The sequence below is a fragment of the Pseudodonghicola sp. genome, assembly GCF_048268305.1.
In the GTDB taxonomy this organism is placed as follows: Bacteria; Pseudomonadota; Alphaproteobacteria; order Rhodobacterales; family Rhodobacteraceae; genus Pseudodonghicola.
On the sequence record NZ_JBLWVT010000004.1, the window covers coordinates 270,004 to 292,312 of the forward strand.

At 67.7% G+C, this 22,309-nt stretch carries 21 protein-coding genes; 6 read left to right on the forward strand and 15 right to left on the reverse strand.

Annotated elements, in window-relative coordinates; all coding sequences use genetic code 11:
• Positions 1-35: 35 nt before the first annotated feature.
• The 3 genes from phnK to phnN are packed head-to-tail and all read left to right on the forward strand — an operon-like array spanning position 36 to position 2,087.
• Positions 36-806 (forward strand): phosphonate C-P lyase system protein PhnK, encoded by a 771-nt coding sequence (phnK, locus tag ACN0V4_RS09445; RefSeq protein WP_417675365.1) that lies wholly within the window; start codon positions 36-38, stop codon positions 804-806.
• A 40-nt stretch (positions 807-846) separates the two neighbouring features.
• Complete coding sequence (phnL, locus tag ACN0V4_RS09450) at positions 847-1,530, forward strand: phosphonate C-P lyase system protein PhnL (RefSeq protein ID WP_417675692.1); 684 nt, start codon at positions 847-849, stop codon at positions 1,528-1,530.
• On the forward strand, positions 1,527-2,087 hold the full coding sequence (gene phnN / locus ACN0V4_RS09455; RefSeq protein WP_417675367.1) for a phosphonate metabolism protein/1,5-bisphosphokinase (PRPP-forming) PhnN: 561 nt from the start codon (positions 1,527-1,529) through the stop codon (positions 2,085-2,087). Before phnL ends, phnN begins: the two co-directional genes overlap by 4 nt.
• On the opposite strand, the gene ACN0V4_RS09460 is transcribed toward phnN, so the two are convergent.
• Entirely contained in the window at positions 2,069-2,758 is a 690-nt protein-coding gene (locus tag ACN0V4_RS09460) for a DUF1045 domain-containing protein (protein ID WP_417675369.1), read from the reverse strand. The two genes, phnN and ACN0V4_RS09460, sit on opposite strands and share 19 nt — an antisense overlap.
• A gap of 46 nt (positions 2,759-2,804) precedes the next feature.
• Here ACN0V4_RS09460 and ACN0V4_RS09465 point away from each other — a divergent pair, with 46 nt between their 5' ends.
• The gene (locus ACN0V4_RS09465) at positions 2,805-3,947 is read left to right on the forward strand and encodes an alpha-D-ribose 1-methylphosphonate 5-triphosphate diphosphatase (RefSeq protein WP_417675371.1); all 1,143 of its coding nucleotides are present in this window, start codon (positions 2,805-2,807) and stop codon (positions 3,945-3,947) included.
• 110 nt (positions 3,948-4,057) lie between these two features.
• On the opposite strand, the gene ACN0V4_RS09470 is transcribed toward ACN0V4_RS09465, so the two are convergent.
• From ACN0V4_RS09470 to ACN0V4_RS09505, 8 genes are read right to left on the reverse strand one after another with little or no spacing between them, the layout of a single operon-like run.
• Positions 4,058-4,534: a class I SAM-dependent methyltransferase gene (locus ACN0V4_RS09470; RefSeq protein WP_417675373.1), complete on the reverse strand. Its 477-nt coding sequence runs from the start codon at positions 4,532-4,534 to the stop codon at positions 4,058-4,060.
• Positions 4,531-5,292: a polysaccharide deacetylase family protein gene (locus ACN0V4_RS09475; RefSeq protein ID WP_417675375.1), complete on the reverse strand. Its 762-nt coding sequence runs from the start codon at positions 5,290-5,292 to the stop codon at positions 4,531-4,533. Before ACN0V4_RS09475 ends, ACN0V4_RS09470 begins: the two co-directional genes overlap by 4 nt.
• On the reverse strand, positions 5,289-6,425 hold the full coding sequence (locus ACN0V4_RS09480; RefSeq protein WP_417675377.1) for a glycosyltransferase family protein: 1,137 nt from the start codon (positions 6,423-6,425) through the stop codon (positions 5,289-5,291). Before ACN0V4_RS09480 ends, ACN0V4_RS09475 begins: the two co-directional genes overlap by 4 nt.
• Entirely contained in the window at positions 6,422-7,012 is a 591-nt protein-coding gene (locus tag ACN0V4_RS09485) for a histidine phosphatase family protein (RefSeq protein WP_417675379.1), read from the reverse strand. The genes ACN0V4_RS09480 and ACN0V4_RS09485 overlap by 4 nt, the downstream gene beginning before the upstream one ends.
• The gene (locus ACN0V4_RS09490) at positions 7,009-8,088 is read right to left on the reverse strand and encodes a glycosyltransferase family 4 protein (protein ID WP_417675381.1); all 1,080 of its coding nucleotides are present in this window, start codon (positions 8,086-8,088) and stop codon (positions 7,009-7,011) included. The genes ACN0V4_RS09485 and ACN0V4_RS09490 overlap by 4 nt, the downstream gene beginning before the upstream one ends.
• On the reverse strand, positions 8,085-9,332 hold the full coding sequence (locus tag ACN0V4_RS09495) for a glycosyltransferase family 4 protein (protein ID WP_417675383.1): 1,248 nt from the start codon (positions 9,330-9,332) through the stop codon (positions 8,085-8,087). Before ACN0V4_RS09495 ends, ACN0V4_RS09490 begins: the two co-directional genes overlap by 4 nt.
• Positions 9,329-10,570 (reverse strand): glycosyltransferase family protein, encoded by a 1,242-nt coding sequence (locus tag ACN0V4_RS09500; protein WP_417675385.1) that lies wholly within the window; start codon positions 10,568-10,570, stop codon positions 9,329-9,331. The genes ACN0V4_RS09495 and ACN0V4_RS09500 overlap by 4 nt, the downstream gene beginning before the upstream one ends.
• A 4-nt stretch (positions 10,571-10,574) precedes the next feature.
• Positions 10,575-11,855 (reverse strand): nucleotide sugar dehydrogenase, encoded by a 1,281-nt coding sequence (locus ACN0V4_RS09505; protein WP_417675387.1) that lies wholly within the window; start codon positions 11,853-11,855, stop codon positions 10,575-10,577.
• A 187-nt stretch (positions 11,856-12,042) separates the two neighbouring features.
• On the opposite strand from ACN0V4_RS09505, the gene ACN0V4_RS09510 reads away from it, so the two are divergent.
• On the forward strand, positions 12,043-14,478 hold the full coding sequence (locus ACN0V4_RS09510; RefSeq protein ID WP_417675389.1) for a mechanosensitive ion channel family protein: 2,436 nt from the start codon (positions 12,043-12,045) through the stop codon (positions 14,476-14,478).
• Positions 14,479-14,496: 18 nt separating this feature from the next.
• On the opposite strand, the gene ACN0V4_RS09515 is transcribed toward ACN0V4_RS09510, so the two are convergent.
• The 4 genes from ACN0V4_RS09515 to ACN0V4_RS09530 are packed head-to-tail and all read right to left on the reverse strand — an operon-like array spanning position 14,497 to position 19,317.
• Positions 14,497-14,991 (reverse strand): hypothetical protein, encoded by a 495-nt coding sequence (locus ACN0V4_RS09515; RefSeq protein WP_417675391.1) that lies wholly within the window; start codon positions 14,989-14,991, stop codon positions 14,497-14,499.
• Entirely contained in the window at positions 14,984-17,776 is a 2,793-nt protein-coding gene (locus tag ACN0V4_RS09520) for a 2Fe-2S iron-sulfur cluster-binding protein (protein ID WP_417675393.1), read from the reverse strand. The genes ACN0V4_RS09515 and ACN0V4_RS09520 overlap by 8 nt, the downstream gene beginning before the upstream one ends.
• A complete protein-coding gene (locus tag ACN0V4_RS09525) occupies positions 17,773-18,051 on the reverse strand; it encodes a sarcosine oxidase subunit delta (RefSeq protein WP_417675395.1) in 279 nt (92 codons plus the stop codon). Before ACN0V4_RS09525 ends, ACN0V4_RS09520 begins: the two co-directional genes overlap by 4 nt.
• A 12-nt stretch (positions 18,052-18,063) precedes the next feature.
• Positions 18,064-19,317, reverse strand: coding sequence for a sarcosine oxidase subunit beta family protein (locus tag ACN0V4_RS09530; RefSeq protein ID WP_417675397.1), 1,254 nt, complete (start codon positions 19,315-19,317; stop codon positions 18,064-18,066).
• Between the two features lie 113 nt (positions 19,318-19,430).
• Between ACN0V4_RS09530 and ACN0V4_RS09535 the strand changes: the two genes are divergently transcribed.
• A complete protein-coding gene (locus ACN0V4_RS09535) occupies positions 19,431-20,135 on the forward strand; it encodes a TetR family transcriptional regulator (protein ID WP_417675399.1) in 705 nt (234 codons plus the stop codon).
• Here the strand turns inward: ACN0V4_RS09535 and ACN0V4_RS09540 are convergent.
• Together ACN0V4_RS09540 and ACN0V4_RS09545 are read right to left on the reverse strand one after the other, a co-directional pair.
• On the reverse strand, positions 20,126-21,280 hold the full coding sequence (locus ACN0V4_RS09540; RefSeq protein WP_417675401.1) for an ABC transporter permease: 1,155 nt from the start codon (positions 21,278-21,280) through the stop codon (positions 20,126-20,128). The two genes, ACN0V4_RS09535 and ACN0V4_RS09540, sit on opposite strands and share 10 nt — an antisense overlap.
• The gene (locus ACN0V4_RS09545) at positions 21,277-22,305 is read right to left on the reverse strand and encodes an ABC transporter permease (RefSeq protein WP_417675403.1); all 1,029 of its coding nucleotides are present in this window, start codon (positions 22,303-22,305) and stop codon (positions 21,277-21,279) included. Before ACN0V4_RS09545 ends, ACN0V4_RS09540 begins: the two co-directional genes overlap by 4 nt.
• Positions 22,306-22,309: the final 4 nt, after the last annotated feature.

Below are 22,309 nucleotides of genomic sequence, written 5' to 3' on the forward strand. Positions count from 1 at the left end.
CTTGGCGCTAACCCCATGGTCGGGGAGGAACTCGAATGACGCCCTTGTTGCAGGTCCGTGATGTGGCCAAGATGTACGGCGCCCGCATCGGCTGCGCCGATGTGAGCTTTGATCTCTATCCCGGCGAGGTGATGGGGATCGTCGGCGAAAGCGGCTCGGGCAAGTCGACGCTGCTGAACTGTCTGGCGGGGCACATCGCGCCGGATCGGGGGCAGGTGATCTTCGACACCCGCGCTGACGGGCCGGTCGATACGGTGACCATGTCGGAGCCGGCGCGGCGGATGCTGGGGCGCACCGACTGGGCCTTTGTGCATCAGCACGCCCGCGACGGGCTCAGGATGAACGTGAGTGCCGGCGGCAATATCGGCGAACGGCTGATGGCGGTCGGTGCGCGGCATTACGGCGATATCCGCGCCCGCGCCGTCGACTGGCTCGACCGGGTGGAGATTTCCGAGACCCGGGTGGACGATCGCCCCAGCGCTTTTTCGGGCGGCATGCAGCAGCGGCTGCAGATCGCCCGCAATCTGGTGACCGATCCGCGGCTGGTGTTCATGGACGAACCCACCGGCGGGCTGGATGTGAGCGTTCAGGCGCGGCTGCTGGATCTGCTGCGCGGGCTGGTGCGGCAGATGGGGCTGAGCGCGCTGATCGTCACCCATGATCTCGCCGTGGTGCGGCTGCTGGCCGACCGGCTCATGGTGATGAAGGATGGGCATGTCGTGGAAACCGGGCTGACCGATCAGGTGCTGGACGATCCCCAGCATGCCTATACGCAGCTTCTGGTTTCCTCGGTATTGCAGGTGTGAGGCGCGAGAGATGAGTATTTTTGCAGAGAAGAAGAGCCCGATGATCGCGCTGTCCGGCGTCGGCAAGAGTTTCGTGCTGCACAATCAGGGCAGCGCGGTGATCCCGGTGATGGAGGGCGCGGCGCTGGAGGTTCTGCCCGGAGACTGCGTGGCGCTGACCGGCGCCTCGGGGGCGGGGAAGTCGACCCTGATGCGGATGATCTATGGCAATTACCGTGCCAACCAGGGGCAGATTCTGGTGGGTGGCGTCGATGTCGCCCGGGCCGAGCCGCGCGAGATCATCCAGCTGCGGCGCGAGGTCTTGGGCTATGTCAGCCAGTTCCTGCGGGTGGTGCCGCGGGTGCCGACGCTGGATGTGGTGGCCGAACCGCTGCTGGCGCTGGGGGTGGCCGAGGATCGCGCGCGGGCGCGGGCGGCGGAGCTTTTGGCGCGTCTGAACATCCCCGAACGGCTGTGGGCGCTCAGCCCCACGACCTTTTCGGGCGGCGAGCAGCAGCGGGTCAATATCGCGCGCGGCTTCGCGCATGAATATCCGGCGATGCTGCTGGACGAGCCGACCGCCAGCCTCGACCCGGTCAACCGCGAAGTGGTGCTGGAGCTGATCGAGGCCGCCAAGGCGCGCGGCGCCGCCATTGTCGGCATTTTCCACGATGCCGAGGCGCGGGCGCGGGTCTGTGACCGGGCGGTCGATGTCTCGGGCTTCACCCCTAAGGTGGCGGCATGAGCGACACGCTCGCCCCGGCGCCGGTGATCGCGGTCGTCGGCCCCTCCGGGGTCGGCAAGGACAGCGTGATGGAGGCGCTTGTCGCGCGAGAGGCGGGCTATCGCATCCAGCGGCGGGTGATCACCCGACCGGAGGAGGCGGGCGGCGAGGCCTTTACCGGGGTGGCTCTCGAGGCCTTCGAACGGATGGAGGCGGCGGGTGGTTTCGCGCTGAGCTGGCGCGCCCATGGGCTGGCCTATGGCATCCCGGCAGAGATCGAAGCCTTGCGCGCCGGGGCGCGTGGGGTGCTGGTGAACCTGTCGCGTGGGGTTCTGACCGGGGCGCAGGCGCGGTTTCCCGGGCTGATCGTGCTGTCGCTGACCGCCGATCCCGAGGTCTTGGCGCGGCGCCTGGCCGCGCGTGGCCGCGAGGATGCCGAGGATCGCGCCCGCCGGCTGACCCGGGCGGCGGCACCGCTGCCCGGGGGGCTGCCGCGCGTCATCACGCTGGACAACAGCGGCGCGCTGGAGGCGACGGTCACCGCCGCCCTGGCCCTGCTTCAGCCAGAGAGCGCGTAGCGGTGGATCAGATGGAAGCGGCCGCTGTCATCCTCGCCCATCAGGGCCAGATCGGGGATCGCGAAGGGCATGGGCAGCAGCGGGCCCAGATCGCGCGCGAGCGCATCCTCGACCGCCGGCAGATCATCCTTGGAGAGCTTGCCGGTCAGGGTGATGTGAAAGCGGAACTCCTCCATCACATAAGGATAGCCCCAGCGCAGCAGGTTGTCTTCCTGCGCCGGGCTGAGGCCGGCGGCACGGCGGCGGGCCAGTTCCGCCTCGGGCGCCGGCGCGCGGAAGGGGTCGAGCGCTTCGACCGCGCGGGCGGCCAAGGTGCTCAGCGCGATCTGATCGCCGGTGGGGCGCAGCGCCAGGAACCGGCCCAGTCGCGACAGCGCCAGCCCGTCGAAATCCAGCGGCGCCAGGGTGGCGCAGAGATCGGCGCAGGCGGTTTCCAGCCCTGCGCGGGTCATGCCCCCGGCCAGACGGAACGGCGGCTTGATGGTGGCATGCAGCCCGTATTTGCGCGGCGTCGCGGTGATTTCGGCCACCGGCAGCGGCAGGCCCGCCACCTGCGGATGCGCCGCCTCGGCGCCCGTCTCCATATCCCAGCCCAGCCATCGGGTGGCGAAGCGGCTCCAATCCGCCGCGGCGGGCGGAGCGTAATAGATGGCGTAACGTTTGAATTCCATGTCGGCCTCGGCTGGCAGTCCTGTCCCCAGAGAATGCGATGATCAGATGACAGAAGAATTACATCTTGCCAATGCCTTGCTGGTTCTGCCCGACGAAGTGGTGCAGGGCAGCGTGAAACTGGTCGATGGCCGGATCGCCGCCATCGACAGCGGTGCGTCAGTGCCCGCGGGTGCGGTGGATTGCGGTGGCGACTATCTCGCCCCCGGCTTGATCGAGCTGCACACCGACAACCTGGAACGCCATATCCAGCCGCGCCCCAAGGTCGACTGGCCGCATGCGGCGGCGATGCTGGCGCATGATGCCGAACTGGCCGGCACCGGCATCACCACGGTCTTTGACGCGATGCGGGTGGGCTCGATCCCCAACGGCAAGGGGCGCTATCTGAAATACGCCCGGCAGCTGGCGACCGAGCTGATGGAGCTGCGCGCCGCCGATATGCTGAAGATCAGCCATTTTCTGCACCTGCGTTCCGAGGTCTGTTCGGAAACCCTGCTGGAGGAGTTGGCCGAATTCGGCGAGGCGGACAGGGTGCGTCTGGTCAGCCTGATGGACCACACGCCGGGGCAGCGGCAGTTCCGCGATATCTCCAAGCTGGAACAATACATGAAGGGCAAGCACGCGATGAGCGATGACGACTTCCTTCAGCATGTCGCCCAGCTCAAGGCGCTGCGCGACCGTCTGGGCGAGGCGCATGAGCAGGGTGTCGTGGCCGAGGCGGCGCGGTTCGGCGCGGTGCTGGCGAGCCACGACGACACCACGGCCGAGCAGGTGGCGACCTCGGCCTCCTATGGTATCCGTCTGGCGGAATTCCCCACCACGGTGGAGGCGGCGCGGGCCTGCCATGAGCACGGTATCAAGGTGATCATGGGGGCGCCGAACCTGGTGCGCGGCGGGTCGCATTCCGGCAATGTCGCGGCTGCCGAGCTGGCCGAGCTTGGGCTGCTGGACATCGTGTCGTCGGATTACGTGCCGGCGGCGCTGCTGCTGTCTGCCGTGCGGTTGGGGAGCCTTTGGGGCGATCTGGCGCGTGGGATCGCGACGGTGACGCGCACCCCAGCGGCGGCCGCCGGGCTGGACGATCGTGGCGAGCTGGTGGAGGGCAAGCGGGCCGATCTGATCCGCTTCCGCCTGCGCGGCGAGGTGCCGGCGCTGCAATCGGTCTGGGTGCAGGGGCGTCGGGTGGCGTGACCTGAACGCGCCCCTTTCGGGGCGCGTGCCTCCGGCGGGGATATTTTGAGCTAGAAAAAGGCAGGGGCGGGGGGAGCCTGTTGACCGCCCCGCCTGTTCGACGCTCGGGATCAGGCGCGATAGAACATGTAGCGATCGGGCGCGATGGTTTCGGGGCCCTGAAGCGGATCGAAGCCCACCAGCGGCTGGCCCGAGACGATCAGCCCGCCGGGGGTCATGATCTGCGCGATCAGCGGCGACAGCCGCGCCGCCTCGGCCACGTCCTTTTCCTTGATGCCGAAGCCGAAGTCGTAATGCGCCAGCGCGATCTTGTGGCCGCTCTCGACGAGCTTGCGCAGCATCGGTTCGGCCTCGCCCTGCAGGAAGTCCGCCTCGGGCGGGGTGCAGGAGGGGTGACATTGCAGCACCCGGTCGACCACCCAGATGCGGCGGTCGGGCAGGATTTCGCGCAGGTGATCATAGGTGCGCCCGTTGCCGAGGCCGAGATCGACCACATCGCCGGGCAGGGGGCCGATCTGTTCGGCGGCCCAGTTCAACCCGTCGCGTTGCGCGGCAAGGCGGCGCAGCATGGAATCCAGTCGGCTCATTCTTCGGTCTCCGGGTCTTTGGGGGCGGTCCAGCGGCTGATCGGTCCTTGCATCAGTCGCGCCAGCAGCGCGGCGGTGAAGTCCCAGATGGCCGTATCATGGACCAGATGATGGGTGAGAATTCCGTAAGGCTCGGCCGCGTCGGCGCGGCCCTCGCGGCGGTCGGCAAGCTGGCGGGCGATCTGGTCGATCAGCCGCTCTGGCGCGGCGAGCGAGCGGCTGCCGCGCCAGTCGATCGGGTCGAGATGAGTGTTGATCTGGCTGAGCCCCGGGGCGGCGAAGGGCGCCTTGCGCGGGGTGAAGGTGGAGATCACAGGGTAGCCGAGCGCCGGCAGGGTTGCGGTCATCTCGGGGGCGATGCGGTTCCAGGGCGGCACGAAGAGGGGCCGCAGGGTGGGACCGAAGAGGGCTTGCAGCCGGGTGAGCCCGTCGCGCGCCTCGATTGCCATGTCGGACAGCGGGCGGTGGGCGCCGAATTCGGCCTTTTTCTCGCCCGCGGGGGCGTGGTTCTGATGCGCCCAGCCATGGACCACGGGGACCAGCTGCGGCGGCAGACCCTGTGCCAGCGCCGGGCTGACGCGGGCCGGGATCACGGCGAGGTGGACCGGCAGGCCAACCTCTGCCGCGAGGGCTGCGAGCTGGTCGAGCTGCGGCGTGGGGGCGATGGCGTCGTCGTCGCGCCACCAGAGCGGCAGGGTCAGCCCCTGATCGCGCCAACGGTCGAGTTCCTGATCGAGCGGGGTCCAGTCCGGGGTCATGCGCTTGCCTTTGCCATCTGATGGGCGAGTGCCACGGATCGGGCGGCGCCGTCAAATTGCAGCGCGGCGTCGCGGCGCGGACCGGCGGCGATGACGGTGGCGAGCGTGTCGGCCAGGCGCGCGGGCGTCAGCTCGGCGGCGGGCAGCACCGCAACACCGGGCAGGGTGGCGAGGCTTGCGGCCCTGAGCCCCTGTTCGACCTCCTTGCCGGCGTCGAAGGGGATCAGCACCGAAGGCGTTCCGGCCTGCAGCAGATCCATCGCGGTGTTATAGCCGCACATGCTGACCGAGGCCGCTGCCAGCAGCAACATCTGGCGGAAATCGGGGCGCGCCGGTTCAACCCTTGCATTGGCCGGGGCCTTGGCCCGCAAGGCGGCGAGGCGCGCGGGATCCTGGCCGCCGACCAGCAGGCGCCAGGTCAGATCGGGGGTCAGCCGCGCCGCGGCGAGCGCCGCGTGAAAGATCGGATCGCCCACCGCGCCACCGCCGGCGCTGATCAGGATTTCCCCCGTGCCTGCACCCTCCGGATGGGGCAGCGGCGCGGGCGGCGCGACATAGCCGGTATAGCGCAGTTTCGCCGCCAGCGCCGGCGTCACCGGCCAGCTTCGGTCGAGCGTGGTGGCGGCGGCGTCGGAATGGACCAGCACGGCGTCGTAGAATTCGGTCACGATCGCCTCGGCGCGGTCGGCCTTCTTCGGCTTCGAGGGCGGCGCCAGGATATCGCGGATCGAGGCCAGCACGAGCGGCCGGCGGCGCAGTTCGCGGCTGGCCTCGAGCAGGGTCAGGAATTCGTCGGCGAGGCTGCGGCGACCGAAGGGGAACAGCTCGGTGATCAGCACGTCGGGGGCGAAACTGGCAAGCGCGCGGCGCAGCTCGGTCAGGCGGGCCTCGAGATAGCCGGCGCCGGCCGCTTGGTCTTGGTCGTCGAGCAGCCGGGTGAAATCCACCCCGTCCGAGGCCAGCGGCGGCAGTTGCAGCCAGCCGAGGTGAGCCCGGTCCAGATGCGGCGCCGGACGGCCGCCGGAGACGATCAGAACCTCATCCCCCGCCGCGTGAAAGGCCCGGCCCAGCGTCAGCGCGCGGGACAGATGCCCGGTGCCGAGCAGATGGGTGACGACGATCATCACCTTCATGCCGCGCCCTCCAGCGGGATCAGCCGGATCGGATCGCCCTCGGGGGTGAGGGTCTCGCCCTCAAGCCGCAGGACATAGAGCCGGTTGCGCTTGATCTTGAAGGGGGCGGGGCCGGCGAAATCCCAGCCATGGGCGCGCGCCAGCAGCACCCGCATCACCCCGATATGGCAGACCGCCAGCGCGTCGCGGTCGAGGCGGGCCAGCCAGGGCTTGAGCCGGGTCCAGAGATCGCGCGGGGTCTCGCCCCCCGGCGCGTGATAGTCCCAGCCCCAATCCTCGATATGGCGAAAGCCGCTGCCGGGGGTGGCGAGCAGGTCGAGCCCGCGCTGCCCCTCCCAGTCGCCCCAGTTCATCTCGACCAGCTCGGGGGCGCGGCGGGGGGCGCGGCGGGTGACGAGTTCGGCGGTCTCTGTGGCGCGTTTCAGCGGGCTGGACCAGAGTTCGGCGGTGGCCCAGTCGTTCGGCAGGCGCAGGGCGGCAAGGCCGGCGCGCGCCTCATCATCCAGCGGGATGTCGCTGGCGCCCTGAATGCGGCCCTGGCGGTTCCAGTCGGTATGCCCGTGGCGGAGAAGGGCAAGGCGGATCATGCGGGGGCCTCCAGCAGCGGGGCGATCGCGGACCAGAAGCGGTCGGTGGCGGCGGGTTGCAGGTGGGTGCGGGCGATCATCGCGCGGGCCTCAGCCCCCCGGGCGCGGCGCAGTGCGGGGTCGGCGAGCAGCGGGGCGAGGCGCGCGGCAAGCGCTTGGGGGCCATCCTCGGGTGTCGGGTAATCGCCGGGCAGCAGCACGTCGCGCACCCCGGGGCGGTCCTGCGCCACCACCGGCAGGCCGGCCGCCTGCGCCTCGAGATAGACCATGCCGAAAGCCTCGTTCACGCCGGGCCAAAGGAAGAGGCTGGCGCGGGCATAGGCCCTGGTCAGCCTCTCGCGGTCGAGCTGGCCCAGAAAGCGCACGCGGTCGCCGAAGCGGGCCATCAATGCCGCGACCTCGGTCCGCGCCGGGCCGTCGCCGGCGATCTCCAACCGCCAGTCGCCGGGCAGATAGCTGAGCGTTTCCGCCAGGATGGTATAGGAGGCGAGCTTGTCACCCGGTCGCATCATGCCCGCCGTCAGCATCGGCCCGTCGCAGGCGGAGGCCGGGGGCAGGCTGTCGGTCGGCAGGAAGGGCGGCAGCGGGATCAGCCGCTGGCCGGGGGCGCGGTGACGCTCCAGCGTGATCAGGTCGTTGGCGGTGAGATAGAAGATCACCTGGGCGGCATCGCAGGCCGCTTCCGCCGCCTGGGCGAAGTCGGCCCAGGGGCCGGTCAGCCGCTTCCGGGCGCGGGTGGATTCGATCTGGACGTAAGGCAGGTTGAGGGCGGCGCAGACCGCCGGGCCGATCAGGTCGGGCGCCTTGTAGTAATTGTGGTAGGTGACCCAGAGCTCCGGGCGGTCGCGCCGCAACGCCTTGGTCAGCCGGGCAACCTCGGCCTCAGCCTGCTGGCGCAGCACCGCTTGCCGGGCCGGGTCGCCGGCCTTTTCGTGCAGCTTGAGGTCGGAGACCACCTCGACCCGCGTGCCCTTCGCGCCGATGGCGGCGATCAGGCTGCGCGCCATTTCCCGATCGCCCGAGGGCGTGGGATCATCGGGCGGTTTCATCGGCGCGTAAAAGGCGACGCGGGTCATGGGGTGGGGAGGGCGAGCATCTGGCGCAGCTTCGCCGCCAAGCGGTCAATGCCGGGCTGCATGGTGAATTCCGCCAGGAGCCTGTCGCGTGCCGCCCCGGCCATGCGTGCCGCCTGCGCCGGATCGCGGGCAAGGGTGGTGATCGCCTGGGCCAGCGCCTCGGCATCGTCCTCGGCCAACAGGCCCTGGGTGCCGTTGTCGATGAACTCAGGGATCGCGGCGACGGCGGTGGAGATGATCGGCAGCAGCTGAGAGGCCGCTTCCATCAGCACGTTGGGCAGCCCGTCGCGGTCGCCGTCCTGGGCGATGCGGCTGGGCAGGACGAAAATGTCGGCCGCGCGCATCGCGGCGATCACCTCGGGCTGGTCGCAGGGGCCGCGCCAGTCGATCCGATCGGCGATGCGGAAGGTTTCGGCCTCGGCCGCCAGCCGGGGGCCCAGGTCTCCGCCGCCGATATGGGTCCAGCGCCAGTCGATGTCGTCGGGCAGGAGGGCGAGGGCGGCGATCAGCCGGTCGAACCCCTTTTTCTCGACCAGCCGGCCGACCGACAGCAGGCGCAGCGGTGCGCCGGTCGCGCGCAGGGGCCGTTCCGGCGGCGTTGGGAAGCGCGACAGGTCGAGCCCGTGATAGATCAGATCGACCTTGGTCGGATCGCCTGCCAGGTCGCGCAGATGGCGGGCGCCATAGGCGGTGCAGGTGGCGCCGAAGAGGGCGGCATGGGGGCCCGCCAGTTTCTCGCGCTTTTCCCACTCGGGCGAGGTCCAGATATCCTTGGCGTGGGCCGAATAGCTCCAGGGCAGCCCACGCATGATCGCGGCATAGCGGGCAACCGAACTCGGGGTATGCAGGAAATGGGAATAAAGGCCGCGGGTGCCCTCGGGCAGTTCGGCGGCCAGAACGCAGGCCTGACCGAAGCGGCGGATGCGGTTGTGGGTCTCGTCCCGGCGCAGATCGGCGCGCCAGACCGCATAGGCCTGCTGGTAGCCGGGCAGGGTGCGGGCGATCTCGCGGGCCCGGCCGACGCGGGCGGGATCGTCATAGAGGTATTCCGGCAGATAGCGCACCTTTGCCCTGAGCCGTTCGTGCAGCGGGTGGCGCTTGGTGTCGGTGGGGTGGCGCAGCGACCAGATGTCGAACTGCAGTCCGGCCTCCTCCAGCGCGACGAGTTCCTGGGCGATGAAGGTTTCCGACAGCCGTGGCCAGCCCTTCACCACGATGGCGAGCGGCGGGGGGGTGTCGGTCATTCGGCGGCCTGTCCCGGTTGCAGCTCAAGCAGGGCGGTGACCCGCCGGGTAACGTAATCGAGCCCGTCGAGCAGCCCCGACAGCCGGCCGCCGGCGGTCGCCTGCGACGGCAGCGGCTGGTTCGGCAGATCACGGATGGCGCGGATCATCGCCTCGACCGTCAGACCGTCGCGGCCATCCTCCAGCATCCGCACCAGCCCCAGCTCCTCGGCGCGGGAGGCGCGCAGCCATTGCTCGAGCCGGGGGGTGGTGCGGGGCACGATCACCGCCCGGCGGTCGAAGGAGAGCACCTCGCAGAAGGTATTATAGCCGCCCATGCAGACCACGCCCTGGGCATTGGCGAACAGCGGCTCGATCTGCGACTCGAAGCCCACCGCGCTGACCCGGCCGCCCAGGCGGGCGACGCGGGCCTCGAATTCCGCGCGTGTGTCGCCCGACAGGAAGGGGCCATAGACGATCACCGCATGAGGGCCGAGATCGGGGTCGCGCTCATAGGCCGACAGCACCAGATCGACCATGAATTCGCCGTCGCCGCCGCCGCCGGGGGTGATCAGGATATAGGGGTCGGCCAGCGGTGCCGGGGCGCTTTCGCCCAGCTCGCGGCGCAGATAGCCGGTCCAATGCATGCGCGATCGCACGCTGGGGCCAAGGTTCAGCCCGGCCACCGGATCATAGAATTCACGCAGCCCATAGACCCAGATTTCGTCGTAATAGTCCCGCGTCACCTCGATCGCGCCCTTGCGCTCCCATTCGACGGAGAGCAGCGCGGGATCATCCAGCACGTCGCGCAAGCCGAGCACCAGCTTGGCCCGCCCTGCCGCCCGCAGGAAATCGAGCGTCGGCAGCAGTTCGCCGCGAAAGCCGGTCGGTTCCTTGTCGACGATCAGCACGTCGGGGTCGTATTGCCGGGCCGAAGTCTCGATCAGCGCGGCGCGCAGCTCGGTGATCTCCTCGATATCCATGCCAAGCGTCTGGGCCACATAGGATCCGTCGCTGCGCTTGGTGACGCCGGGAAGGCGGACGTGATCGACCCGACGGGGAAAGGCGAAGCGTCCCGCCACCGGCGATCCGGTCAGGATCAGCGCCGAGGCGTCGGGGGCGGCGCAGGTGATCGCGCCGGCCAGCGCGCGCGAGCGGCGCAGATGGCCCAGCCCGAAGGTGTCATGGCTGTAGAGCATCACGCGCGGCGCGCGATCCCCGCGCAATCGCTGGCCCTGATATGTCCTGCCGGTTGTCATGCTGTCACAGTCTCAGGTCCGCGCCCGACTTGCCGAAAATACCTTTGATATCGTACAAAACCGCCCCCGGTTTTCCCAAGGCGCGAATGGCCGCGCTACCCATGTCGGTGAATTCCTTATGCGCCACGGCCACGATGATGGCATCATAGGCACCGGTTTCGGGCATGGCGATAGGGGTGATCCCATATTCGCGGGTGACGATGCTGGAATCGACCCAGGGGTCATAGACATCGGGGCACATCGAATAGGCTTCAAGCTCGGCCACGATATCGGCGACGCGGGTGTTCCGGGTGTCGGCGCAGTTTTCCTTGAAGGTGAAGCCCATCACCAGAACCCGGGCCTGGGCCAGATTGGCGCCGCGCGCCAGCAGCGCCTTGATCAGCTCGTGGCTCACATGCTTGCCCATCTGATCGTTGATCCGCCGGCCGGCCAGGATCACCTCGGGGTGATAGCCCAATTGCTCGGCGCGATAGGTCAGGTAATAGGGATCGACGCCAATGCAATGGCCGCCGACCAGCCCGGGGCGGAACGGCAGGAAGTTCCACTTGGTCCCCGCCGCTTCCAGCACCTCCAGCGTGTCGAGCCCGAGGCGCGAGAAGATCAGCGAGAATTCGTTGACGAGTGCGATGTTCAGGTCGCGCTGGGTGTTCTCGATCACCTTGGCGGCCTCGGCCGTCATGATCGAGCTGGCCCGGTGCAGCCCGGCCTTGACCACCGGGGCATAGAGCGCCTCGACCCGGTCGAGCGTGTCCTCGTCCTGGGCGGAGATGATCTTGACCACATCCTGCAGCGAATGTTCGGCGTCGCCCGGGTTCACCCGCTCGGGCGAATAGGCGAGCTTGATGTCGTCATAAAGCGTCAGCCCCGAAAGCGCCGCCAGAACCGGGCCGCAGACCTCTTCGGTGACGCCGGGATAGACGGTGCTTTCGACCACCACCATCGCGCCCTTGGTCAGATAGGGGGCGATGGTGCGGCAGGCGGCGCGCAACGGCTCAAGATCCGGGGTCTTGGCATCGGTGATCGGGGTGGGCACCGCGATGATGAAGGCGGTGCAGCCCGTCAGATCGTCCGGATCATCGGCGAAACGGGTCCCCGCCGCGCGCAACGAGGCGCCCGAAACCTCGCCGTTCCGGTCATGGCCCTGCCTGAGGGCCGTAATATGGGTGCTGTCGGTGTCGAAGCCCACCGTGTCGAGCCCAGCCCGTGCCAGCGCCACTGCCAGCGGCAGGCCGACATAGCCGAGACCGAGCACCGCGATCCTGTCCTGATTGCCTTGCTTGGCCATAGCCCGTCTCTCGTTCCGTAGGCCCGCGCGGGCCGGGGCGCGGGCGGACAGCCCCGTACTAGTGAAATCGGGTCTGATTGCAAACAGGTTTCTGCGACACTCCAATTTTGCGAGATGGATGTTTGCCATGAAAAACATGCTCCTGTAGCGTTCTGCGCAATTGATTGCCGCAGGAGCGAATTGGGTGATGAAGATGGTCTTACGACTGTTTCTGGCGTTTTGCCTGCTGGCACTGACACCTTTGTCGGGAAATGCGCAGTCGTTGCTTTCGCTCACCGGGGCGAAATCCGCGGCCACGGCGAAAACTGAAAGTGAAGTTGCCGCGACGACACCGGCTGGCAACCTGGCCGAGGCGCTGAAACAGGCGGCAGAGGCGGGCGTCAGCGTAGTGGTGGTCAATGGCGAGGGGCAGGCGGTCGCCAGCGGCGGTGCGATCCCCCCGGTCGCCGGCGCCGCCGCGACCGCAGGCGCGACCGGCGCCACGGCGACTGGAGCGGTCTCTATCGGTGCGCGTAACATGATGGCGGGCGAGTCCTCGATGATGAGGGCTCAGGGCCGCATCAAGGAATTCCGCGAGACGCTGAGGGACCGGTTGAAGGCCCTGCCCAATTCGCTCAACGAGGTCGCCTTTATCCTGCGCGCCACCAGCCCCGACGGGCGCATCGCGACCTATGTCGAGGTCTTCCTGTGGAACCTCCTGTTCATCGCGCTCAGCTATGCGGTCGTGGCCTGGATCTATGGCTATAACATCGCGCGGCGCTTCATCGTGCCGCGGGTGAAGGAAGCGCCGGGGGGCTATCTGGAAAAGATGCCCTTCCTGGTCTTCCGCTTCTTTGCGGGGATGCTCGGCACCCTGCTGAGCCTGGCACTGGCGCTGCTGCTGGGGATGATTTTCACCCGTTACAGCGAGGATCTTTCGGTTCAGTTCACCTTCACCGCGATCTTCGCCACGGTCTTCGCGGTGCGCACGGTGTCGGATCTGTGGCGGATGATCCTGTCGCCCTTCCTCAGCCAGTACCGGATCCCGCATTTCACCGATCGCGAGGCGCGGCGGCTGTATTACTGGGCGGCGGGCTTGACCGCCTTCAACATCGCCGCTGGGGTCTTCAGCACCTGGATCCGGGATTTCGGGCTGAATTATAACGTCTATGCGCTGCTGTTCGGGGCGCTGTCGCTTTTGGGGGCGGCCGGCAACGTGCTGATGCTGGTCTTCAATGGCGGCGCCATCAACCACGCGATTCGGGGCGGCCGTTCCCTGGCCGAGGTCACCTGGCTGACCCGCATGCTGTCCTATCTCTGGGCGCCGGTGCTGGCGGGCTATTTCATCTTCACCTGGCTGCGGCTGGCCTATCAGTTGGTATTGGAGCTGCCGGTGGGTCTGCCGCCGATCGTTTCCGCCTATGCCAGCTTCGTGGCGATCCTGATCGTCTATGCGGCGATCAACTATGCCATCGAACATTATTTCGCCCGCGCCCATTCGCGCGAAGCGCTGAACGAGGAGCTGACCGAGGCCGAGATCGCCGAAGGTGAGGAGGGGCCCGCAGCCTGGTTGCGGGCGCATCGTCCGGTGATCAAAACCTATGAGCAGCTTGCCCGGCAGGTGTCGGGCATCCTGGCCTTTGTCGCCGGCTTCTACGCGCTGGTGCTGATCTGGGATGCCAACAGCCGGCTGCGCAAGATGCCGGCGGTCGAAAGCCTGCTCGACGTGATGGTGATCCTGTTCATCGGGTATATCGTCTATCACCTGTTCCGGATCTGGATCGACACCCGCATCGCCGAAGAGGTTGGCGATGGCGAGGCGGCCGAGATGGGCGACGAGGGCGGCATGGCGGGGGCCAGCCGGCTGGCGACGCTGCTGCCGCTGTTCCGGGGCGCCATCCTGGCGGTGGTGGTGGTTTCCATCGTGCTGATCGCGCTGATGGAACTGGGGATCAACGTGAGCCCTCTGTTCGCCGGCGCCGGCGTGGTCGGCCTGGCGGTCGGCTTCGGGTCGCAGACGCTGGTGCGCGACATCTTCTCGGGCGCCTTCTTCCTGATCGACGACGCCTTTCGCAAGGGCGAGTATATCGACATCGGCACCGTCAAGGGCACGGTCGAGAAGATCTCGGTCCGCTCCTTCCAGCTCCGCCACCATCTGGGCGCGCTGCACACCATTCCCTTCGGCGAAATCAAGGTGCTGACCAACTATTCCCGCGACTGGGTGATCATGAAGCTGCCACTGAGGGTCACCTATGACACCGACGTGGAAAAGGTCCGCAAGCTGATCAAGAAACTGGGCGAAAGGTTGCTGGAGGATCCGGTGATCGGCGAGAATTTCATCCAGCCGCTGAAATCCCAGGGTGTGATCGAGATGCAGGACAGCGCCATGATCATCCGGGTCAAGTTCATGACCAAGCCCGGCGATCAGTTCCTGGTGCGCAAGCGGGTCTATGAGGAAATTCGCGAGCTTTTCGCGCGCGAGGGGGTCAAGTTCGCCCATCGCGAGGTCACCGTGCGGCTCGCCGATGGCGAGACCAAGGATCTGACGCCCGATCAGCGCGAGGCGGTGGCCGGGGCGGTGCAGCGGGCGATCGACGATGGTGATCTGGACTATGGTGGCGGTAGCCACAGCGACGACCGCTGAGCGCGGTCGTCGCGGCGGTCACATCAGGGCGAGATGCTCGGCGAGCAGCTTGCGCAGCGTCTGGGCCTGTGTCCGCGCCACATGCAGGCGCAGCGCCTGGTGCCAGCGATAGAGGATCACCTCCAGCCCGAAGGCCTCCCGCACGGCGGAGCGTGACGGCAGGGCGTCGGAGATCTCTGCCCCGCGCTTGACCAGATCCACCGCCCGCGGCCCGGTGATCTCGAAGATCGCAAGCCCGTCGGTGACATCGGACACCGCTTGTTGCCCGTCCCAGCCATCGGCGCGGGCGGGCCCGTTGATCTCGAGCACCCGGTCGCGGCGCAGGCACAGGCTGTAGCTGTCGCCGCCCGCCTGGTCCGGCCAGCCGATGGCACCGGGCGTGCGGGCCAGGATATCCGGCGCGCTGATCAGGGTCTGGCGGTCAGGCGCGATGCGGCGGACCGTCACCCCCGGCCCGGTGAGGGGGGCGGAGAGATCCTGCGGCTCGTCCCATTTGTGGCTGTCGTCACGCATTCAAACGCTCTCCCTCAGGGTCCAGCGCGCAGGGCGCTGACACGGTTGCGGTGGCGGTCTGGCCCATGTGGCGCAGGGTGACCCGGTCTCCCATCCGCTCGCTGCCGCGCTCCAGCAGCGCCAGCGCGATCGGCCGGTTCAGCGTCGGGCTGAAATAGCTCGATGTCACGAAACCGATCGACCGCGGCCTGGCCTCGGTCGTCACGATATGGGCGCCGGTGGCGAGCGGCGGCGCGCCCTCGGGCAGGGTCAGCCCGACCAGTTGCCGGCGGTTCGGCGCGTTGGCGGTGTCGCTGTGCAGCGCCCGGTCGCCGACAAAGGCGGCCTTCTTCTTCTGACGGGGGACGCCGAAGCCCAGGTCGTGCGGCATGGTCTCGCCGTCGGTGTCCTTGCCGACCATGATAAAGCCCTTCTCGGCGCGCAGCACCGACAGCGCCTCGACCCCGACGGGCCGAAGGCCATGCGGCGCGCCGGCGGCCATGATCGCCTGCCAGAGCGTCGCGGCCTTCCCGGCGCGCAGCGACAGCTCGAAACTGGCGTCGCCGGTAAAGCTGACCCGGGCGATGCGCAGGGCGGTGCCGTCGAACTGGCCCTCGCGCAGGGTCATATGCGGGAAATCGTCCAGATCGACCCCGGTGTCGAGCGCCGCCACGATCTGCCGCGCCTTCGGGCCGGTGAGGGTGAGCGTGGCCCAATGCGGCGTGGTGTCATGCACGAAGATGCGGTCAGGGTCGTTGCCGTCCTGGCGCCAGCTTTCCAGCATCGCCTCGACACTCGCCACATGCGAGGAGGAGCAGGAGATCAGGAAACGATCCGGCCCCAGCCGGGCGACCACCCCGTCATCCAGGATCAGCCCGTTTTCCCTGAGCATGAAGCCATAGCGGATATGGCCCGGCTTCAGGGTGGAGATGGTGTTGTAATAGATGAAGTTGACGAAGGCCGCCGCATCCGGGCCCATGACCTCGATCTTGCCCAGGGGCGAGCCGTCGAAGACGCCCGCGGCCTGCCGCGCCGCCAGAACCTCGGCGCGGATGGCGGCATCCTGATCGGCGCCGTACCAGCCGGGCCGCAGCCAGCCGCCATATTCGCACATGGCGCCACCGGCCTGGCGATGCTGCGTCTCCAGCTCCAGCCGTTTCAGCGGGTTGACGAGCTGGCCGCGGCGGGTGCCGTGATAAAGCTCCATCGGCACCGGCACGAAGGGCGGGCGGAAGGTGGTGGTGCCGACCTCGGGGATCGGCCGGCCCTGGATCGCCGCCATGGCGGCAAGCCCCGCCATGTTCGAGGTCTTGCCCTGATCGGCCGCCATGCCCAGCGTGGTATAGCGTTTCAGATGTTCGACCGAGACATAGTTTTCCCGCGCTGCCAGTTCGACATCCTTCAGGGTGACGTCATGCTGAAAGTCGATCCACTGCCGCCCCTTGGCGCCCGGCTGCGGCCAGAGCGGTCTGATGCGATAATGGGATTCAACGGTCTCGGGCGTATTGCCAAGGGCCGCCGCGCGGGCCTCGGCCAGCGCAGGCACCAGATCGAAAGTACCGTTCGCGGCGCCCGCGGCCAGCATGTGTTTGGGTGCGGCGCCGGGGACGAAGGCGGCCTTTTCGGCATTCCAGTCCAGCTTGCCGCCGGCATGGCGCCAGAGGTGGACAGTGGGCGTCAGCCCGCCAGAGACCAGGAGGGTGTCGCAGTCGATCTTGCGGGCGCCGATCTGCGCGCCATTCAGCCGCTTGCTGCCAAGCGCGCGCAGGGAGCCCTCGGTCGGGTCGGCCTCGATCACCTCGGCCCCGGCCGCGCGCAGGCGGGCGACGATCGGGGCGGATTGGGAATTGTTGGACAGGACAGCGATCTTGCGGCCCACCAGCACGCCGTAGCGGCCCAGAAACTCTGCCGCGCCCTGCAGCGACATCACCCCGGGGCGGTCGTTGTCGGCGAAGGTGCTCGGGCGCCCCATGCCGCCGGCCGCCATCAGGATGCGCCGGGCCCGCATCCGCCAGAGCCGGGGGGCGCGGGCGAAACCGCGATCCTCGGCCAGGGCGGCGAGCCCGTGGTCGTAGATGCCGTAGACGGTGGTGGAGCTGAGGATGCGGCCGCCGGCGGCGCGGATCGCCGCCTCTTGCGTGGCGACCCATTGGCGGGGCTCTTCGCCCTCGATGGGCTCATCGCCCTGATAAAGCCTGCCGCCCAGGGTGGCGTGGTCGTCGACCAGCACCACCGATTGCCCGGCCTCGGCCGCCGCCCGCGCTGCCGCCAGCCCGGCCGCGCCGCCACCGGCGACGAGGAGGTCGCAGTGATCGTGGAGCTGATCGGCGACATAGCCCTCGATCACCTTGCCGTCGACGGCGCCGAGCCCGGCCATCTTGCGGATCGAAGGTTCGAACAGATGCCAGTCGGGCCACATGAAGGTCTTGTAATAGAACCCCGCGCCCAGCCAGCGGTGGAACAGGTCGAGCCCGCCCTTGATGTCGCTTTCGGCATTCGGCCAGGCGTTCACCGCCCGCGCCTCCATCCCGTCGACCAGCGGGGTGGTGGTGGCCGGGCAGTTCGGCAGTTCGTCGCCCTTGAGGCTGACGTTGAAGACGGCGTTGGGATCGTCGAACCAGGCGCCCCAGACGCCGCGCGGGCGGTGGTACTTGAACGACCGGCCCATCACCCGCACGCCGCTGGCCAGCAGCGCCGAAGCCAGCGTATCGCCGGGATGGCCGGTGAAATCGCGCCCGTCGAAGCGGAAGCGCAGCAATTGGCTGCGGTCGATCAGACCGCCCTTGGAAACGCGCGTGCCGCTCATTCCGCGATCTCCCCGGCGGGGGCGCGGAGCGTGGTGCTGCCCAGAACCTCCATCGTCACGCTGTCGCGCTCCATCACGAAAAGCTCGCGGCAGGTCAGATGCATCCAGATCTCGCGCACGCGGCCCTTTTCGTTCCTGGTGTCATAAAGATAGGCGGCCCAATCCGCCGCGCTGATCGCGCCGGTGGTATCGGGGCGGGTCTTGCCCGGTTCGGCCATATAATGAAACTCGCGTTCATTGCGCAGACCGCAGAAGGGGCAGGGGAAAAGCTGCATGACCGGTCCTTTCTAATGCGAGATGCCCGAGGCCGCGCCCTCGTCGATCAGCCGGCCGGCGGTGAAACGGCTGAGATCGAAGGCGCGCGACAGTTCGTGATGCTCGCCGGTGGCGAGGATATGGGCCAGCATATAGCCGCCCGCCGGGATCGCCTTGAACCCGCCGGTGCCCCAGCCGCAGTTCAGATAGAGCCCATCGACCCCCGAGGGCCCGATGATCGGAGAGCTGTCGGGGGTGACATCGACGATGCCGCCCCAGTGCCGCAGCAGCTTGACCTTGGACAGCATCGGCACCATTTCGCAGAGCCCGCCCAGCACGGTTTCATGCACTGGCAGGTTGCCGCGCTGACCGTAGGAAGGGATGCGGTCCAGCCCGCCGCCGATCACCAGCCCGCCCTTGTCGGACTGGCTGAAATAGGTGCCATAGGCCGGCGAGAAGGCGACCGTGTCCATCACCGGCTTCAGCGGTTCCGAGACGAAGGCCTGCAGCGCGTAGGAATGGATCGGCAGCTTGTAGCCCGCCATCTGCGCCAGCACCGAGGAATGGCCGGCGACTGCGGCGCCGATCCGGTCGGCACGGATTTCGCCGCGGGTGGTGGCGACGCCGGTGGCGCGGCCGGCCTCGATGATCACGTCGGTGACTTCGCAATTCTGGATGATGTCGACGCCGAAGCTGTCGGCGCCGCGGGCAAAGCCCCAGACCACCGCGTCATGCCGGGCGGTGCCGCCGCGCGGCTGATACATCGCCCCGTGGATCGGATAGCGCGCCTCGCCGCTGAAGTTCAGGATCGGCGCCAGTTTGCGCACGCCTTCGGTCTCCAGCAGTTGCGAGTCGATGCCGCTGATCTGCATCGCGTTGACCTGACGCGCGGCCATCTCCATCTCCGCCTCGGAATGGGCCAGCACCATCATGCCGCGCTGCGAGAACATGATGTTGTAATTCAGATCGCGCGACAGCCCTTCATAGAGCCGGACCGACAGGTCATAGAGCGCGGCGCTTTCGGGATAATAGTAATCGGATCGCACCACCGTGGTGTTGCGGCCGCTGTTGCCGCCGCCGATCCAGCCCTTTTCCAGCAGGGCGACATTTTTCACCCCGTGGTTCTTGGCCAGATAATAGGCGGTGGCCAGGCCGTGGCCGCCGCCGCCGACGATGATGACGTCGTATTTCGGTTTCGGTTTGGGCGACCGCCAGGCGGGAGCCCAGCCACGCTGGCCGCGCAGGCCCTCGCGGAACAGGTTCAGGGCGGAATAGGTCTTGTTCATGGCAATCCGGCGATGCGAAGCTTTGACTTCCGGGGTGTTCCAGGATCGACCATAGAGGGAGTTGGCTTTATGTTCAATAATGTACTTAATTTGGCGATGGAGGATCGCGCCCAGTGACCGATACGGTGCAGGAACCGGCTGAAACAGAAGGCAAGCGCCGCGGCCGGGGGCCGGGGCGCACCAGCCGCGAGGACTGGCTGAAGGTGGCGCTGGAGACGCTGGTCTCCGAGGGGATCGACCGGGTGCGGGTGCTTGATCTGGCGCGCAAGCTCGCCTGCGCGCGGTCGAGTTTCTATTGGTACTTCAAGAACCGGGCCGAGCTGTTGGAGGAGCTGCTGGAGTATTGGCGGCAGCACAATACCCAGCTCCTGATCGCCGCGGCCCGGCGCGAGGCGGCGACGATCAACCTGGCGGTGGCGCAGCTGATCGCAAGCTGGGCGGCGCCGGGAGAATTCGACATCCCGCTCGATCTGGCGGTGCGCGACTGGGCGCGGCGGTCGGCAACGGTGCGCCGGGCGGTGGACCAGTCCGACGCGCAGCGGATCGAGGCCTTTGCCGAGATGTTCCGCCGCTATGATTATCCGGCCTCCGAGGCCGAGGTTCGCGCCCAGATCCTCTATTTCCACCAGTTCGGCTATGACGCACTCGGCCGGCGGGAAAGCTGGGACGAGCGGTTGGCGCGCAGCCGCGATTATCTCTATTGCCTGACCGGCCGGCAGGCCTCGGATGCCGAGGTGCAGGCCCTGGCCGATCTGGTGCGCGCCAATCTGGCGCGGCACAAGACCGGCCGCAGCCGGCGCCGGCAGGGTCAGGACTGATAGGGATCGAGCGAGTCGCGCAGACCGTCGCCAAGGAAGTTGAAGGCCAGCACCACCACGATGATCGGCAGCATCGGGATCGCCGTCCACCAGTAGATTTCCACATTGGCGAGGTTCTGCGCGTCGTTCAGCATCACCCCCCAGCTCACCGCGGGCGCCCGCAGGCCGAGACCCAGGAAGGACAGCGCGGTTTCGCCCAGGATCATCGAGGGGATCGACAGCGTGGCGCTGGCGATCAGGTGCGACATGAAGTTCGGCAGCAGGTGCTTGCGGATCACCCGGCCCGAGGAGGCGCCCATCATCTCGGCGGCGCGAACGTATTCCTCTTCCCGCAGGCTGAGGAACTTGGCCCGGACCGAGCGCGCCAGCCCCGGCCAATCGAGAATGCCCAGGATGATCGAAATGATGAAGAAGACCGACACCGGCCCCCAGTTCGACGGCACCGCCGCCGACAGCGCCAGCCACAGCGGCAGTTCCGGCAGTGAGCGCAGGATTTCGATCACCCGGTTGATCACCCAGTCGATCTTGCCGCCGAAATAGCCGGCGATCGACCCGAAGCTGATCCCCAGCAGGAACGAGACGGTGATGCCGATCAGCCCGACCGTCAGCGACAGTTGCGCGCCATAGAGAATGCGGCTGAACATGTCCCGCCCCAGCCGGTCCGAGCCCCAGAGGAACACTGTCGCCCCCTCGGGGGCGCAGAACAGGTGGATATTGGTCTGGATCAGCCCCGCCAGCCGATAGGAGCCGCGCTCGCAGAAGAACTCAAGCGGCATCGGCCGGCTGGTGTCGGGCACGATCTTCCACTGGAAGGTCTGCAGGTCGGGTTCGGATTTGGTGGAATAGACGAAGGGGCCGACGAACTTTCCGTCGTGCCACAGACGCACCGATTGCGGCGGGGCATAGAGATGCTCCGACATCCGCTCGTTCGGCGTATAGGGCGAGATGAAGCCGGCGAAGGGCAGCATCAGATAGCTGAGCAGCAGGAAGATACCCGAGATCAGCCCCAGCTTGTGCTGCTTGAACTTGCGCCAGATCAGCACCCAGTTCGGCGCGTCGAGATCACGGCGTTCGATCTGATTCAGGCTTTCCTTCGGGTCATAGGGGGCGTCATCGACGAAACGCCCGTCCGGCAGTGTGCTCATGCGTCGCGCCCCTCATAGCGGATGCGCGGATCGAGCAGGACCAGCAGCACGTCGGAAATCATCGTGCCCACCAGCGTCAGGAGCGCCACGAACATCAGCACGAAGCCCGACAGGAACTGGTCCTGGGTCTTCAGCGCGGTCAGCAGGGTGGGGCCGATGGTCTGCAGCCCCAGCACCACCGAGACCAGAACCGACCCCGAGACCATCGAGGGCAGCAGGTTGCCGATATCGGCGACGAAGGGGTTGAAGGCCATCCGCAGCGGGTATTTCGCCAGCATTCGCGGCGGGCTCATCCCCTTGGCGATGGCGGTTTCGACATAGGGTTTGCCAAGCTCGTCCAGCAGGTTGGCGCGCAGCCGCTGCATCATCGCCGCCGCGCCCGATGTCCCGATCACGAAGGTCGGCACGATCAGGTGGACCAGGATCGACCGCGCCTTGTCCCAGTTCATCGGCTGCCCCTCGAACTGCGGATCCATCAGCCCGCCGATCGGCAGGTTCAGATACTTGTGGCCATAGTAGAACAGGATCAGCGCCAGCAGGAAGTTCGGCGTCGCCAGCCCGAGATAGCCGACAAAGGCCGAGGTGTAATCCATCCAGGTGCGCGACTTGGCTGCCGCCAGCACGCCGAGCGGCAGCGCCACGAGATAGACGAACAGCACCGCGGCAAGGTTGACCAGCACCGTCAGCCACAGGCTTTCGCCGACGATCTCGGACACCGGCCGGTCGAATTCGAACGACCAGCCGAAATTGCCCTGGATCAGGCCGGAAAAGCCGTTGGGGCCGGGCATCAGCCCGACCCAGATCATGTATTGCTCCCACAGCGGCCGGTCGAGCGCATATTCATGGCGCAGGAATTCCGCCTTGGCGACGCCGGATTCCTGACCGCTGGCGCGCAGTTCCGAGATCTGGTTCGACAGATAGTCGCCGGGCGGCAGGTTGATGATCACAAAAACCAGCGCCGAGACCACCAGCAGCGTCAGCAGCATGGTCGCGAAACGATAGATCGCATAGCGCAGAAGCATCATGCCC